This window comes from Stenotrophomonas sp. STEN020, from assembly GCF_056760195.1.
The window spans coordinates 65,719-80,379 of the sequence record NZ_JBRREI010000003.1 but is presented as its reverse complement, the minus strand read 5'-3'; the positions used below and the strand labels follow the sequence as shown (position 1 = coordinate 80,379).

Genomic DNA, 14,661 nt, shown 5'->3' with positions numbered 1-14,661 from the left:
AACCGTCATCGCAGACCAAAGGTTTATCGATATGTCCAATTCCCTGCTTGTCCGCCGCGCCGCCGTACTTGGCGCAGGCGTCATGGGTGCGCAGATCGCCGCCCACCTGACCAATGCCGGCGTCGACACGGTGCTGTTCGACCTGGCCGCCAAGGAAGGTCCTGCCGACGGCATCGTGCTCAAGGCCATTGCCAACCTCGGCAAGCTGAGCCCGGCCCCGCTGGCCAGCAAGGCGCTGGCCGAAGCCATCACCCCGGCCAACTACGACTCCGGCCTGGAACAGCTGCGCGACTGCGACCTGATCATCGAAGCCATCGCCGAACGGATGGACTGGAAGCAGGACCTGTACAAGAAGATCGCGCCGTTCGTGAACGAGCATGCGGTACTGGCCTCCAACACCTCGGGCCTGGGCATCAACAAGCTGGCCGACGTGCTGCCGGAAGAACTGCGCCACCGTTTCAGCGGCGTGCATTTCTTCAACCCGCCGCGCTACATGCACCTGGCCGAGCTGATCCCGGCCAAGACCACCGACAAGTCGGTGCTGGAAGGCCTGGAAACCTTCCTGACCACCAACCTGGGCAAGGGCGTGGTCTACGCCAAGGACACCCCGAACTTCATCGGCAACCGCATCGGCGTGTTCTCGATCCTGTCGACCATCCACCACACCCAGCAGTTCGGCCTGGGCTTTGACGAGGTGGACGGTCTGACCGGCCCGCTGGTCGGCCGCCCGAAGTCGGCGACGTATCGCACCTCCGACGTGGTCGGCCTGGACACCATGGCCCACGTCATCAAGACCATGGGCGATACCCTGCCCGACGACCCGTGGCACAAGTACTTCAACGCGCCGGCATGGCTGGGCGCGCTGATCGGCAAGGGTGCATTGGGCCAGAAGACCGGCGCCGGCATCTTCCGCAAGGTCGGCAAGGACATCATGGTCGTCGACCTTGAGAAGCAGGACTACCGTCCGGCCGATCGCGTTGCCGCACCGGAAGTGGTCGAGATCCTGAAGATCAAGAACCCGGCGGAGAAGTTCGCCAAGCTGCGCGAGAGCCAGCACCCGCACGCGCAGTTCCTGTGGGCGACGTTCCGCGACCTGTTCCATTACAGCGCCTACCACCTGGCCGACATCGCCGAAACCGCGCGCGACGTCGACCTGGCCATCCGCTGGGGTTACGGCTGGTCGCTGGGCCCGTTCGAGACCTGGCAGGCTGCCGGTTGGAAGCAGGTGGCGCAGTGGATCGCCGACGATATCGCCGCCGGCAAGAGCATGAGCAATGCGCCGTTGCCGGCCTGGGTGCTGGACGGCCGTGACGGCGTGCACGCCGCCGAAGGCAGCTACAGCCCGTCGCAGAATGCATTGGTGCCGCGCTCGTCGCTGCCGGTGTACCAGCGCCAGCGTTTCCCGGATGCACTGCTGGGCGAGAAGTTCGCGCAGGGCGAAACCGTGTTCGAGAACGACGGTATCCGCCTGTGGACCGACGGCGACGGCATTGGCGTCATCAGCTTCAAGACCAAGATGAACACCGTCTCCGACCAGGTCCTGGACGGCATCCAGCACGCCATCGGCCTGTCCGAAAAGCAGTTCAAGGGCGTGGTGATCTGGCAGAACAAGGAGCCCTTCTCTGCCGGTGCCGATCTGTCCGGCGCACTGGGCGCACTGAAGGCCGGCAAGTTCGTCGAGTTCGAGGCGATGGTTGCCAACTTTCAGCGCACCAGCCAGCGCATCAAGTACGCGACCGTGCCGGTTGTCACCGCAGTGCGCGGCCTGGCGCTGGGCGGCGGCTGCGAATTCCAGATGCATGCGGCCAAGTCGGTTGCGGCACTGGAAAGCTATATCGGCCTGGTGGAAGCCGGCGTCGGCCTGCTGCCAGCCGGTGGTGGCCTGAAGGAAATCGCCGTGCGTGCCTCGCAGGCGGCCGGCCCGGACGGCGACGTGTTCGCCGAGCTGAAGAAGACCTTCGAAACCGTGGCCATGGCCAAGGTCTCCAACTCGGCGGTCAACGCCAAGGAACTGGGCCTGATGCGCGCCACCGACAAGGTCGTGTTCAACAGCTTCGAGCTGCTGCACATCGCCAAGGCGGAAGTCACCGCGCTGGCCGAAGGCGGCTACCGTCCGCCGATGCCGGCACGCCGCATCCGCGTGGCCGGTGACGTTGGCATCGCCACCTTCAAGATGATGCTGGTCAACATGCTGGAAGGCCGCTTCATCAGCCCTTACGACTACGAGATCGCCGAGCGGATCGCCACCGTGCTGTGCGGCGGCAAGGTCGACCGCAACACGGTGGTCGACGAAGAGTGGCTGCTGACCCTGGAGCGCAAGCACTTCGTCGAACTGGCCCAGCAGGAAAAGACCCAGGCCCGCATCGCGCACATGCTGACCACCGGCAAGCCGCTGCGGAACTGATCAACGGGAATAGAGAACAGGGAATCGGGAATGGAAACAACCAGAACCCGGTTCCCCTCCTCCACCAATTTTTGCCGGAGAACAGGAATGCGTCGGACTTCGTGGAACCGCCTTGTCGATTCCCCATTCCCCACTCCCCACTCCCGGCTTTCGGAGAAAGCAAAGTGACCAAGCAAATCCAGGACGCCTACATCGTCGCCGCCACCCGCACTCCGGTTGGCAAGGCGCCCAAGGGCATGTTCCGCAACACCCGTCCGGACGACATGCTCGCCCACGTGCTCCGCTCGGTGGTCGCACAGGCCCCGGGCGTGGACGTCAACCGCATCGACGACGCCATCATCGGCTGCGCCATGCCCGAAGCCGAGCAAGGCATGAACGTGGCACGCATCGGCGTGCTGCTGGCCGGCCTGCCCAACACCATCGCCGCGCAGACGGTGAATCGCTTCTGCTCGTCCGGCCTGCAGGCTGTGGCGATGGCCGCTGACCAGATCCGTCTGGGCAACAGCGACCTGATGCTGGCCGGCGGCACCGAATCGATGTCGATGGTGCCAATGATGGGCAACAAGATCGCGATGGCACCGAGCGTTTTCGACAACGACCACGTCGCCATCGCCTACGGCATGGGCATTACCGCCGAGAAGGTCGCCGAAGAATGGAAGGTCTCGCGCGAAGAGCAGGACGCGTTCGCCCTCGCCTCGCACCAGAAGGCCATCGCCGCAATCCAGAACGGCGAGTTCAAGGACGAGATCAGCCCTTACGACATCGTCTCGCACCTGCCTGATCTGGCCGACGGCAAGCGCATCATCACCCGCAACAAGCTCGCCGATACCGACGAAGGCCCGCGCCTGGATTCATCCGCGGAAGGCCTGGCCAAGTTGCGTCCGGTGTTCCGCAACGGCCAGTTCGGCGGTTCGGTCACCGCTGGCAACTCCTCGCAGATGAGCGACGGCGCCGGTGCGGTGCTGCTGGCCTCGGAGCAGGCGATCAAGGATTACGGCCTGACCCCGCTGGCCCGTTTCGTCAGTTTCTCGGTCGCCGGCGTGCGCCCGGAAGTGATGGGCATCGGCCCGATCGCGGCGATCCCGAAAGCACTGAAGCAGGCCGGTCTGAGCCAGGACCAGCTGGACTGGATCGAGCTCAACGAAGCCTTCGCCGCGCAGTCGCTGGCGGTCATCCGTGATTGCGGCCTGGACCCGTCCAAGGTCAACCCGCTGGGCGGCGCCATCGCCCTGGGCCACCCGCTGGGTGCCACCGGTGCGATCCGCACCGCCACCCTGCTGCACGGCCTGCGCCGTCGCCAGCAGAAGTACGGCATGGTGACCATGTGCATCGGCACCGGCATGGGCGCTGCAGGCATTTTCGAATCGCTGTAAGCGGTTCGTTGCAGCGTTGATTCCAGAGGGCGGCCGCAAGGCCGCCTTCTTTGTTTGCATTTCCGCGAGCCCGCCTGGCACATGTAGTGCCGAGCCATGCTCGGCAGAGGCCTTCCCGATAAAGCCCCAGCGCAGCGTGGCTGCGCTCTACAAGACAGCAGGCCCAAGCCAGAAACAGAAAGGCAGCCCTCCGGCTGCCTTTCTTTCCCCCAAAACCGACAAACAACGCCAGGTTCCGGATTATTCGCCGGCGCTTACTCTGCCAGCATCTTCTGCATCATCTCGCGCGCCGGCCCAGCCAGCTTCTCGTTCTCCAGCGCAAACCGCACGGTCGCCTCAACCAACCCAAGGTGGGTGCCGCAGTCAAAACGCGTACCTTCGAAACGATACGCATCCACCTGCTCGCTCTTGAGCAACTGCGCGATCGCATCGGTCAGCTGGATTTCTCCACCTGCACCTGTGCCAGTAGCCTCCAGCAATTCGAAGATCTTCGGGCTGAGAACGTAGCGGCCTACCACCGCCAGATCGCTGGGCGCGTCCTCCGGCTTGGGCTTTTCGACGATCTGAGTGATATGCCCTTTGCGACCATCGAACTTGTCGGTCGCAACGATGCCGTAGCTGCCGGTCTTGTCATGCGGTACATCTTCCACCGCAATGACGCTGGCACCGCTGGCCTGATTGAGGTCGGCCATCTGCTTGAGCGCACCTTCGCCACGGTTCCAGATCAGATCGTCCGGCAGCAGCACAGCGAACGGCTCGTCACCGACAATCGCCTTGGCACAAAGCACCGCATGACCGAGCCCCAACGCCTCGGTCTGGGTCACGAATACAGCACGCACGCCCTTGGGCAGCACGTGGCGGATCAACTCCAACTGCTCCTGCTTACCTGCGCGCTCAAGCTTCTGCTCCAACTCGTACGCCTTGTCGAAGTAATCAGCCACCGCGTGCTTGTAACGGTTGGTGATGAAGATCAGCGTATCGCAACCCGCCTCAATCGCCTCATCCACCGCGTACTGGATCAGCGGCCGATCAATGATCGGCAGCATTTCCTTGGGCACCGTCTTGGTTGCCGGCAGGAACCGCGTTCCAAGTCCGGCGACGGGAAATACCGCCTTTTTAATTCGACCGTGCATCAGTGACTTCTTCCAGCCTCTTTTGGGTTGGGAAACGGAACGATGTTGGCTCTGCCCGTCTGCCCCGCTGCGTCTTCTGCAGACATGAACTCGGGAATGGTTGCCGCAAGGATATTACGCATCGCTTCGATGTCATAGGCCGCAACAGCCTTTCTTAGCGCCGTCACGTTGTTCAACACCAGCTCGGGAGAGAACTCGCGCACCCCGGCAGCCAATACTTTCGGGTGCGCGGTCGGCTGGCAATTCTCGTCGGCGTAGAACAAGCTCTCATGCAGCTTCTCACCTGGGCGCAAACCGGTGTAGAGGATCGGAATATCGATCCCAGGCTGCTTGCCCGCCAGCCGGATCATCTGCTCGGCAAGGTGGCGGATAAACACGGGCTCGCCCATGTCCAACATATAGATCGCACCACGTGAAGACGATGCCGCCGCCTGCAGAATCAGCAGACAGGCCTCCGGAATCGTCATGAAATAGCGACTTACATCGGGATGAGTGACGGTAATCGGGCCGCCCTTGCGGATCTGCTCACGGAACATCGGCACCACGCTCCCCACCGAGCCCAGCACATTGCCGAAGCGGACAGTGACAAAGCGAGTGTGGGCGCTGCGCCGATTCAAACTCTGGCAGATCATCTCGGCGTAGCGCTTGGTTGCACCCAATGCGTTGGCCGGGTCAACCGCCTTGTCGGTGGAAATGAAGACGAAGTTCTCAACCCGCGACTCAATACAGGCCGTGGCAACGCATTCGGTCGACAAGGTGTTGTTACGCACGGCTTCGCGCAACTGTGCCTCCAGCAGAGGCACCTGCTTGTAGGCGGCGGCATGGAATACGGTATCCGGATTGTAGCTTCGCAGCGCATGCCGGATGACCGCAGGATCGCCGCAATCACCGAGCACGCCATGGACCTCCAGATCCGGAAAACTCCTGCTCAGTTCCGCCTGGATATTGATCATCAACAGTTCGCTGATTTCCAGGACCACGATGCGAGATACACCGTGCCGCGCACATTGGCGACAAAGCTCCGAACCAATGGAGCCGCCGCCACCAGTCACCAACACGGTACGTCCGCGCAGCCAGCTACGCAGCAGCTCCCAGTCAGGAAGGATCGGCTTGCGCCCGAGCAGGTCTTCGATGGCGACTTCTTTGAGCTGGCCCGGCAGCGAGCTGCCTTCCAGAACATCGGTCAAACGCGGAACCGTGCGGAACGGCAAGCCGGTACTTTCGCAAAGCGCGACCACACGCTGCATACCCGCAGCATCAAGCGTTGGAATGGCGATAACCAGAAGTTTGGCGCTGGTCTCCTTGGCAACCACCGCAACCTCGTCCAAGGTGCCAAGAATTGCCGCGCCGTGCAGCCGGGCTCCCTGTAGATGTGGCGAGTCATCCAGCAAGCCCACCGGCTCATAGTCACCAGAACGACGCAGGTCCTTGATCAGCGATTCAGCTGCCTGGCCGGCCCCGAGCACCAGCACACGCCGTGCGCGGGCGTCCGAATGCTGCGCCTGATAGTCCTTCCAGGCACGGTAAAGCAGACGAGGCCCACCCAACATCGCAGACAACGCGAACGGGTAGACCACCAACACAGAAATAGGAATGCCCTCCAGACGGCGGTAGGAGAACACCACGACTATCGCCAACAGCCCGATGAAACTGGCCTTGAAGATGTTGATCAGATCGGCAACCGACGCAAATCGCCACAGACCCCGGTACAGCCCAACCTTCCAGAACGCGACCGCCTGGAGCGCAATGACCGCCGCAACATCAAGCGAGAACCAAGGATGCACAGGACCTGCATCCAGCAAGGCAAAGCGCGCCGTCAGGAGCAACTGCCAGCACAACCACACCATGACCAGGTCGTGCAGCATTACCGCGTAGCGCGGACCACCGCCTACAAAGCGCTCGAACCAAGACGCCATAGAAAACTCTGTCCTTAATTAAGTGCCTTAGCACGGAGGAACGCCCATGCCAGTGCCGTAGCAACCAGCCAGGCAACGCCCCCTGCCCACCCCCAACCTAGGGGAAGCCTTGAAAATTCCGCTGCAAGTGTAAGCCCCACAACACCGAAGATCGAATACCCCAGCGTAACAGCTGCGTGACTGTATTCACGTTTCACCAAACGCTGATAGAGATGCTGGGTATGTGCCTGCATCCAAGGCTCGCCCTTCAGCATGCGTGACAACAGCGTGAAACCCGAATCAGCCAGAAATGCCGCTGGCAGCATCAGCCACAGTACCGGCGCGGTGTCGGTAACACTCAGCCCAAGCGCCAGTAGACCCGCCACCAGATAGCCGAGCGCACCGCTACCGACGTCACCCATGAAGATCCGAGCGCGGGGGAAATTGAACGGCAAAAACCCCGCACAGCCAGCCGCAAGCACCCACCCTGCCATGGCGTAAGGCGCAGGCAGCAACCAGGCGGCACCCGCTCCGACCAGGATGGCCTGGGTAGTGGCCAAGCCATTGATGCCATCCATGAAGTTCCAGATGTTCACCAGCGACACGGTCAGCCCAAGACAGAACACCGCCTTTAGCAGGCTACCGGTGCCCAACCACACCAAAGCCGCGAGCATCAGCCCAGCCAACAGATGGACGCACAACCGCGGCAACGCGGGCAGTGAGCGGTGATCGTCCCACCAGCCAATCCCCGCCACCATCAACAGGCCCAGCGCGAATACCAGCAGAACCAGCGCCTGGTCCGGCAACAACAGCGCCCCCAGCAAACAGGCCAGCAGCTGCGAAACGACGATGCCGATACCACCGCCACGCGGGGTCGACACGTTGTGACTGCGCCGCTCACCGGGCTGATCAATCAGCTGTTGCCAGCGCGCGTAGCGGATCGCCAGCCAGGTCATCGCCGCCGCTGTAACCAATACCAGCAGCACCACCCAGTAATGCAGTTCCAGCACTCAGAGCACCGCGAAGTTCAATAGCGGCTTGACCGTACCCCACTCCTTGCAGCTGGGGCACTGCCAGTGGTGCGTGCGCGCACCGAAACCACAGCGCGTGCAACGATAGGCCGGGTTGCGAACCAGCAATTGATCAGTGATGTGCTTCAGATCCTGCAAGGTGGCGACCGGGTCGGCACCTTCGGCCAGGGTCAGGTCGATCAAGGCGGACTCACCGCGTACCGACGGGCGATCCTTGAGCTGGCGCCCCAGGTAGGCACGCGCAGGCGCCGGCCCCTCCTGCTCTTCCATCAAGCGGGTCAGCGCCAATACCGGCGCGATGCCTCGATAGTGCTCGGTCATTTCAGCCAGGAACGCGCGCGCGCCGGCGAGATCACCGACATTGCGGTAGTTCTTCAACAGCTGCGGCAGGATCTCAGGCAGGTAGTCCGGGTCATTGCGTGCAGCCCTTTCAAACGCGCGCACCGCCGCTTCGTCATTGCCGAAATCACTTTCCAGACGTCCTTCGATGATGCCGGCGCGCACGCTCATCGCATCGGCGACATTGGCCCGATTGATCGCCGCACGCGCATCATCCAACCGCCCCGCCGCGCGGTAGCGCTCGGCCAGTTCGCATTCAAACTGACCGATCAACTTGCCCATCGGCTCGTCGGTGACCGCTTCATAGCGGGTTGCGTTCTCGATGGCTTTTTCCCAATCACGCTCGGCCTGATAGATGCCGATCAGATGCTTCAATGCCTGCGGGGCGCGCTGGTCGAGCTGCGCCAACTCGGTGAATACGGTTTCGGCGCGATCCAGCAGGCCGGACTTCATATAGTCCTCGCCGAGCGCGAGCAAAGCCTGCACGCGCTGTGTGTCGTTCAGATCGTTGCGATTGACCAGACCTTGATGCAGGCGGATCGCACGATCCACTTCGCCACGGCGGCGGAACAGATGTCCCAACGCAACCTGGGTTTCGAAGGTTTCCTTGTCCAGCTCTGCAATATGCAGGAACAACTCGATGGCCTTGTCCGGCTGCTCGTTGAGCAGATAGTTCAAGCCTCGGAAATAGGTACTGGAAAGTCGAGTGACCTGATTCTCGCTATGGCGCTGGCCACTGCGGCGACCAATCACCCAGCCGGCGATCGCGGCAACCGGCAAGCACAGGAAAAACCAGAACCACTCACTGATGAAGTCCATCGTTGCTCAGCGTCCGTCAAAAGGAGAAGGCGTCTGCGCGGCAGGCGCAGCAGGCTCGGTCGCCGTTACGGCGGCCGCTTTATTGGCGCGGCGCAGCTTGGTGTACATCGGCACCACAAGGGCAGCCATCACCATACCACCGCCAACCAGGGCGCCGAGCAACAGCGATGCAATGATTGCGATACCCGAGGTGGTCTTGAGCACCCAGAACGCAAGGCTGATTTCGATGGGCTGCGAGTTGAGCGAGCCAATCACCAGGCCACCTATCAACACCGCCAGCAGAATCACTAATCGAACGGTCTTCATGCGCCGGCTTACTCCTGTTACAAGAGCCCGTAGCTTACCGTTCAGCGGATGAAATGGCAGCAGTCAATCTGCTACGAAGCACTCAGACAAGCTTACTCAGGCAGGGTCGCTTTCCAGCGGCACCACCGAGCTCACGCGCTCGCGTAGCTCCTTGCCCGGCTTGAAGTGCGGAACATGCTTACCCGGCAGCGCAACCGACTCACCCGTCTTCGGGTTACGGCCCAGGCGCGGCGGGCGGTAATGCAGGGAAAAACTACCGAAACCGCGGATCTCGATGCGGTCACCGGAGGACAGCGCCCCACCCATCATTTCCAGCAACGACTTCACCGCCAGATCGACATCATCAGCCTTCAGGTGCGCCTGGTGGCGCGCGAGGATTTCGATCAATTCGGATTTGGTCATTGCGTACTCGTCAATGGCAGGGTCTTACCCTGAAACGGCCCCGACTGATGTCCGGGCCGCCAGGTCAAATCTACAACAGGAAGCCGATTACTCGGACTTGTTGCCGTTCAGCTGTGCACGCAGCAGCGCGCCCAGCTGGGTGGTGCCGCTGGAAGCCGAAGAGGACTGGTATTCCTCCAGCACTTCGCGCATTTCGGCATCATCCTTGGCCTTGATCGACAGCTGCAGGGTACGGCCCTTACGGTCCATGCCCACGAACTTGGCTTCGACCTTGTCGCCGACCTTCAGGAACTGGGTCGCGTCGTCGACGCGCTCGTTGGCAACGTCACGTGCCGAAACGTAGCCTTCGATGCCGTCAGCCAGCTCGATGGTTGCGCCCTTGGCATCAACTTCCTTGACAACGCCTTCGACCTTCGAACCCTTCGGGTTGGCAGCCATGTACTGGCCGAACGGGTCCTGCTCAAGCTGCTTGACGCCCAGCGAGATGCGCTCGCGCTCCGGATCGACGGCCAGGACCACTGCGTCCAGGGTGTCGCCCTTCTTGAAGTTGCGAACCACGTCTTCGCCGGTGGTGTTCCAGCTGATGTCCGACAGGTGAACCAGGCCGTCGATGCCGCCGTCCAGACCGATGAAGATACCGAAATCGGTGATCGACTTGATCTGACCGGAAACCTTGTCGCCCTTCTTGAAGATGGCGGCGAAGGTTTCCCACGGGTTGGCAGCAACCTGCTTCATGCCCAGCGAGATACGACGACGCTCTTCATCAACGTCCAGCACCATCACTTCGACTTCATCACCAACCTGGACAACCTTGGACGGGTTGACGTTCTTGTTGGTCCAATCCATCTCGGACACGTGCACCAGGCCTTCAACGCCCGGCTCGATCTCAACGAATGCGCCGTAATCGGTCACGTTGGAGACCTTGCCGAACACGCGGCTGTTGGCCGGGTAACGACGTGCGATGTTGTCCCACGGATCTTCGCCCAGCTGCTTCAGACCCAGCGAAACGCGGTTGCGCTCGCGGTCGAACTTCAGCACGCGCACGTCCAGCTCGTCGCCGACGTTCACGACTTCGGACGGATGGCGCACGCGCTTCCATGCCATGTCGGTGATGTGCAGCAGGCCGTCGATACCGCCCAGGTCCACGAATGCGCCGTAATCGGTCAGGTTCTTGACGACACCCTTCAGGATTGCGCCTTCCTGCAGCTTGTCCATCAGCTGCTCGCGCTCTTCCGAGTGCTCGCTCTCGACAACTGCACGACGCGACACGACCACGTTGTTACGCTTGCGGTCCAGCTTGATGAGCTTGAATTCCAGCTCCTTGCCTTCCAGGTAGGCCGGGTCGCGCACGGGGCGCACATCGACCAGCGAACCAGGCAGGAATGCGCGGACATCCTTGATGTCCACGGTGAAACCACCCTTGACCTTGCCGCTGATGCGGCCGGTGATGGTTTCGTTCTTTTCCAACGCTTCTTCCAGCTCGTCCCACACCATGGCGCGCTTTGCCTTCTCGCGCGACAGGATGGTTTCGCCGAAGCCGTTTTCGATCGAGTCCAGTGCAACCTTTACCTGGTCGCCCACGCCCACATCGATTTCACCAGCGTCGTTACGGAACTGTTCGATCGGCACGATGCCTTCGGACTTCAGGCCGGCGTTGATCACGACCACGTCGCCGCGGACTTCAACGACGGTACCGATAACGATGGCACCGGGCTTCAGCTTGGCCAGATTGGCCTGACTGGCTTCAAACAGTTCTGCAAATGATTCGGTCATTAGATTTACTCAGTTGAACATATGGACAGCGGATCTGTTGCGAAAACCCGTACTGTCCAGCCTGTTGGACGACCCCATGGCAGCGGCCGAATGTGAATGAAAAAGCCCACCACGCACCATTGCGCAGCGGGTTGTTGCAACATCTTTGCTACGACTGCGATCGATCAACTGATCGCACTCAACGCTGCGGGGATCAGGCTTCCTTGGAAACCAGACCCAGCACCTTGGCAACGACGTCGTCGATGCCAATACCGCTGGTGTCGATGAGGATGGCGTCGTCGGCCGGCCTCAGGGGCGCCACTGCGCGCTGTGCATCACGGGCGTCGCGGGCCATGATCTCACGCAGGAGGTCTTCAAAGTTAACCGAAACCCCTTTTTCTTTCAACTGTTTATGCCGCCGCTCCGCCCGCTCCTCGGCGCTCGCAGTCAGGAAAACCTTGAATGGGGCGTCCGGGAAGATGACGGTGCCCATATCGCGACCATCGGCCACCAAACCAGGCAAAACCCTGAATGCGCGCTGACGCTCCTTCAGCGCAGCCCGCACCTCCGGGATGGCCGCAATGGCCGATGCCAGCGCACCGGTGGTCTCCAGACGCAACTCATCGGTGGCGTCAGTACCATTGACCAGCACCCGCAGGCTCTCGCCCTGCTCGACAAACTGCACCTTGGTGTCAAAGGTGCAGCGCACCAGCGCCGAGGCATCGGAGGTATCGATATCGGCCCAGCTGGCAGCCACGCCCACCGCGCGGTACAGCGCGCCGGAATCGAGGTAATGCCAGCCCAATTGACGGGCAACGATGCGACTGACGGTACCCTTGCCGGCCCCGGACGGGCCATCAATGGTAAGAACAGGGGGCAGCTGGCTCATTTAAAGGCCTGTCTGGAACGAGAATCAGGCTATTCTAACGCCCCGCACCACCCTGACTGCACCCGCTTGCACGCAAGCACTTGAACTGGCGCAGAAATACCCAGTAGAATGGCGGGCTTGAACGGGCGTTATCCTGCATATCCGCGGCCACGCTCCTAAGATCTCCTTACCAGTATCCGCCGAGGTATGTCATGAAAGTTCTGTCCTCCCTGAAGTCGGCGAAGACCCGTCACCGTGATTGCAAAGTTGTGCGCCGTCGCGGCAAGATCTTCGTGATCTGCAAGTCGAACCCGCGCTTCAAGGCTCGCCAGCGCTGAGCCAACTGGCGCAAGCCAGCGCTTGATCCGCAAGGATCGGGCAACGCCAAAAAGCCGCCCTTGGGCGGCTTTTTGCGTACCGGGCCGAGTACGGCAATGACGCATTGCTGAGTGCGTGCAGCAATACCGACGCAGGACTGCACTTTCGTTGCCATTTTTTGCTGTAATCGCACCCTGTCCTCTGGGGAGATGTGACCATGAACCACGCATTCAAGATTTTGAGCCTGATCGCCGTACTGGCTACCGCACCGGCAGTGCACGCCGATACCTTGTTGATCGAGCGCGCGCAGGAAAAGCCTGCCCAGGCCATTCCGGCCCGTGGCCAGAGCATGGCCGAGGTGGAAGCCCGCTTCGGCGCACCCAGCGAACGCATGGACCCGCGCGGCGGCCAGAAGCGCCAATGGCCGACCATCAACCGCTGGGTCTACCCGGCGTTTACCGTGTACTTCGAAAAGCAGCGCGTGATCGACGTGGTGGCCCGCCAGGCCAGCCCGGATGAAGTCGGGCCCAAGCCGCCGATCCGCTGAATCCTTTCCCGGCAGCAGGCCCTGGCCTGCTGCTCCAATGCCCACCCGGGCCGAACGCATCCGAGAAGAATGAACGACACGCTCCGCTTTCCAGCCGAATGGGAAACCCAGTCCGGCGTACTGATCGCCTGGCCGAACGCCGACACCGACTGGGCCGAGCGCCTGGCCGAGGTTGAGGAAACCTACATCGCGCTGGTCAGCGCCATCACCCGCTACCAGCCGGTGCTGATCTGCGTGGCCGATGACGACATCGAGACCTACGCGGAAATGCGCCTGCGCTCGAACCGCGTGGACATGGAGCGCGTGCAGTTCGTCACCGCGCCTTACGACGACACCTGGCTGCGCGACTCCGGTCCGATCGCCCTCAAGCGTGCCGACGGCAGCTTCCAGCTGCTGGATTTCCGCTTCACCGGCTGGGGCGGCAAGTTCGAGGCCAGCCTTGATGATCAGCTGGTCGGCGCGCTCGACCAGGAGCAGGTGTTCAACAACGCGCAGGTCCGCAGCATTCCGTTCGCACTGGAAGGCGGCGCCATCGACACCGACGGTGCCGGCACCCTGCTGACCACCTGGAAGTGCCTGCACGAACGCCACCCGGAACGCGAGCGCGACTCGCTCAGCGCCGACATGGCCGCCTGGATGCAGCAGGACCGCGTGCTGTGGCTGGACCATGGCTACCTGGAAGGCGACGACACCGACGCCCATATCGACACCCTCGCCCGCTTTGCCTCGGTCGACAGTATCGTCTACCAGAACTGCGACGACCCACAGGACTCGCATTACGCCGAGCTGCAGGCCATGGGCGCCGAACTGGCCGCCCTGCGCACCGCCGAGGGCAAGCCCTACCGCCTGTTCCCGTTGCCGTGGGCCGAACCTGTTCTCGACCAAGGCCGCCGCCTGGCAGCCTCGTATGCCAACTTCCTGATCATCAATGGCGCGGTACTGATGCCAGCCTATGGCGATGCTGCCGATGATGTCGCGCGTGACGTACTGGCCCAGGCCTTCCCGGACCGCGAAATCGTGCAGGTTCCCTGCCGCTCGCTGATCTGGCAGAACGGCAGCCTGCACTGCATCACCATGCAGCTGCCAGCCGGCCTGCTAAAAAACTAAACGCCGCACCTGTAGTGCCGAGCCATGCTCGGCAGAGGCTTAACGAGCGAAAAGCCGCCCTCACCCCACCCCCTCTCCCGCACACGGGAGAGGGGCGCAAGCGTAGTGCCGAGCCATGCTCGGCAGGGGCTCTACGAGCGAAAAGTCGCCCTCACCCCACCCCCTCTCCCGCACACGGGAGAGGGGCTCAAAGCGTAGAGCCGAGCCATGCTCGGCAGCCTTTCGTTTCGACGCCATGCAAACCGGATCTGTCAGGTGCTTGCTCAGCCGAGCATGGCTCGGCTCTACATAAGAAGCGCCAGCAACCGCGTACATCCACCTCCCCATCCGTTCAGCCCTGACCGCATTGCCGACGCGCATCCGCGTT

13 protein-coding genes are annotated in these 14,661 nt (G+C 62.1%); 5 read left to right on the top strand and 8 right to left on the bottom strand.

The window, feature by feature from the left end; genetic code table 11:
- Positions 1 to 31 precede the first annotated feature (31 nt).
- On the top strand, positions 32 to 2,404 hold the full coding sequence (locus tag ACVOLZ_RS02390; protein ID WP_481514909.1) for a 3-hydroxyacyl-CoA dehydrogenase/enoyl-CoA hydratase family protein: 2,373 nt from the start codon (positions 32 to 34) through the stop codon (positions 2,402 to 2,404).
- A gap of 164 nt (positions 2,405 to 2,568) precedes the next feature.
- Complete coding sequence (locus ACVOLZ_RS02385; RefSeq protein WP_057628198.1) at positions 2,569 to 3,777, top strand: acetyl-CoA C-acyltransferase; 1,209 nt, start codon at positions 2,569 to 2,571, stop codon at positions 3,775 to 3,777.
- Between the two features lie 254 nt (positions 3,778 to 4,031).
- Here the strand turns inward: ACVOLZ_RS02385 and galU are convergent, their stop codons facing one another.
- From galU to cmk, 8 genes are all read right to left on the bottom strand, one after another.
- A complete protein-coding gene (gene galU / locus ACVOLZ_RS02380; RefSeq protein ID WP_481514908.1) occupies positions 4,032 to 4,910 on the bottom strand; it encodes a UTP--glucose-1-phosphate uridylyltransferase GalU in 879 nt (292 codons plus the stop codon).
- Positions 4,910 to 6,826, bottom strand: coding sequence for a polysaccharide biosynthesis protein (locus tag ACVOLZ_RS02375; protein WP_481514907.1), 1,917 nt, complete (start codon positions 6,824 to 6,826; stop codon positions 4,910 to 4,912). Before ACVOLZ_RS02375 ends, galU begins: the two co-directional genes overlap by 1 nt.
- Before the next feature lie 14 nt (positions 6,827 to 6,840).
- Positions 6,841 to 7,761 (bottom strand): MraY family glycosyltransferase, encoded by a 921-nt coding sequence (locus ACVOLZ_RS02370; protein WP_481514923.1) that lies wholly within the window; start codon positions 7,759 to 7,761, stop codon positions 6,841 to 6,843.
- Between the two features lie 54 nt (positions 7,762 to 7,815).
- A complete protein-coding gene (gene lapB / locus ACVOLZ_RS02365) occupies positions 7,816 to 8,994 on the bottom strand; it encodes a lipopolysaccharide assembly protein LapB (RefSeq protein WP_481514906.1) in 1,179 nt (392 codons plus the stop codon).
- A gap of 6 nt (positions 8,995 to 9,000) precedes the next feature.
- Entirely contained in the window at positions 9,001 to 9,300 is a 300-nt protein-coding gene (locus ACVOLZ_RS02360; RefSeq protein WP_481514905.1) for a lipopolysaccharide assembly protein LapA domain-containing protein, read from the bottom strand.
- Positions 9,301 to 9,396: 96 nt separating this feature from the next.
- Positions 9,397 to 9,702, bottom strand: coding sequence for an integration host factor subunit beta (locus ACVOLZ_RS02355; protein ID WP_057628209.1), 306 nt, complete (start codon positions 9,700 to 9,702; stop codon positions 9,397 to 9,399).
- An 87-nt stretch (positions 9,703 to 9,789) separates the two neighbouring features.
- A complete protein-coding gene (gene rpsA, locus ACVOLZ_RS02350; protein ID WP_481508286.1) occupies positions 9,790 to 11,475 on the bottom strand; it encodes a 30S ribosomal protein S1 in 1,686 nt (561 codons plus the stop codon).
- Positions 11,476 to 11,668: 193 nt separating this feature from the next.
- Positions 11,669 to 12,343, bottom strand: a complete 675-nt coding sequence (gene cmk / locus ACVOLZ_RS02345; protein WP_481514904.1) for a (d)CMP kinase — start codon at positions 12,341 to 12,343, stop codon at positions 11,669 to 11,671.
- A 191-nt stretch (positions 12,344 to 12,534) separates the two neighbouring features.
- Here cmk and ykgO point away from each other — a divergent pair, with 191 nt between their 5' ends.
- From ykgO to ACVOLZ_RS02330, 3 genes are all read left to right on the top strand, one after another.
- On the top strand, positions 12,535 to 12,660 hold the full coding sequence (gene ykgO / locus ACVOLZ_RS02340; RefSeq protein WP_057628212.1) for a type B 50S ribosomal protein L36: 126 nt from the start codon (positions 12,535 to 12,537) through the stop codon (positions 12,658 to 12,660).
- Between the two features lie 197 nt (positions 12,661 to 12,857).
- Positions 12,858 to 13,187: a hypothetical protein gene (locus ACVOLZ_RS02335; protein ID WP_481514903.1), complete on the top strand. Its 330-nt coding sequence runs from the start codon at positions 12,858 to 12,860 to the stop codon at positions 13,185 to 13,187.
- A 69-nt stretch (positions 13,188 to 13,256) separates the two neighbouring features.
- A complete protein-coding gene (locus tag ACVOLZ_RS02330) occupies positions 13,257 to 14,294 on the top strand; it encodes an agmatine deiminase family protein (protein ID WP_481514902.1) in 1,038 nt (345 codons plus the stop codon).
- Positions 14,295 to 14,661 lie beyond the last annotated feature (367 nt).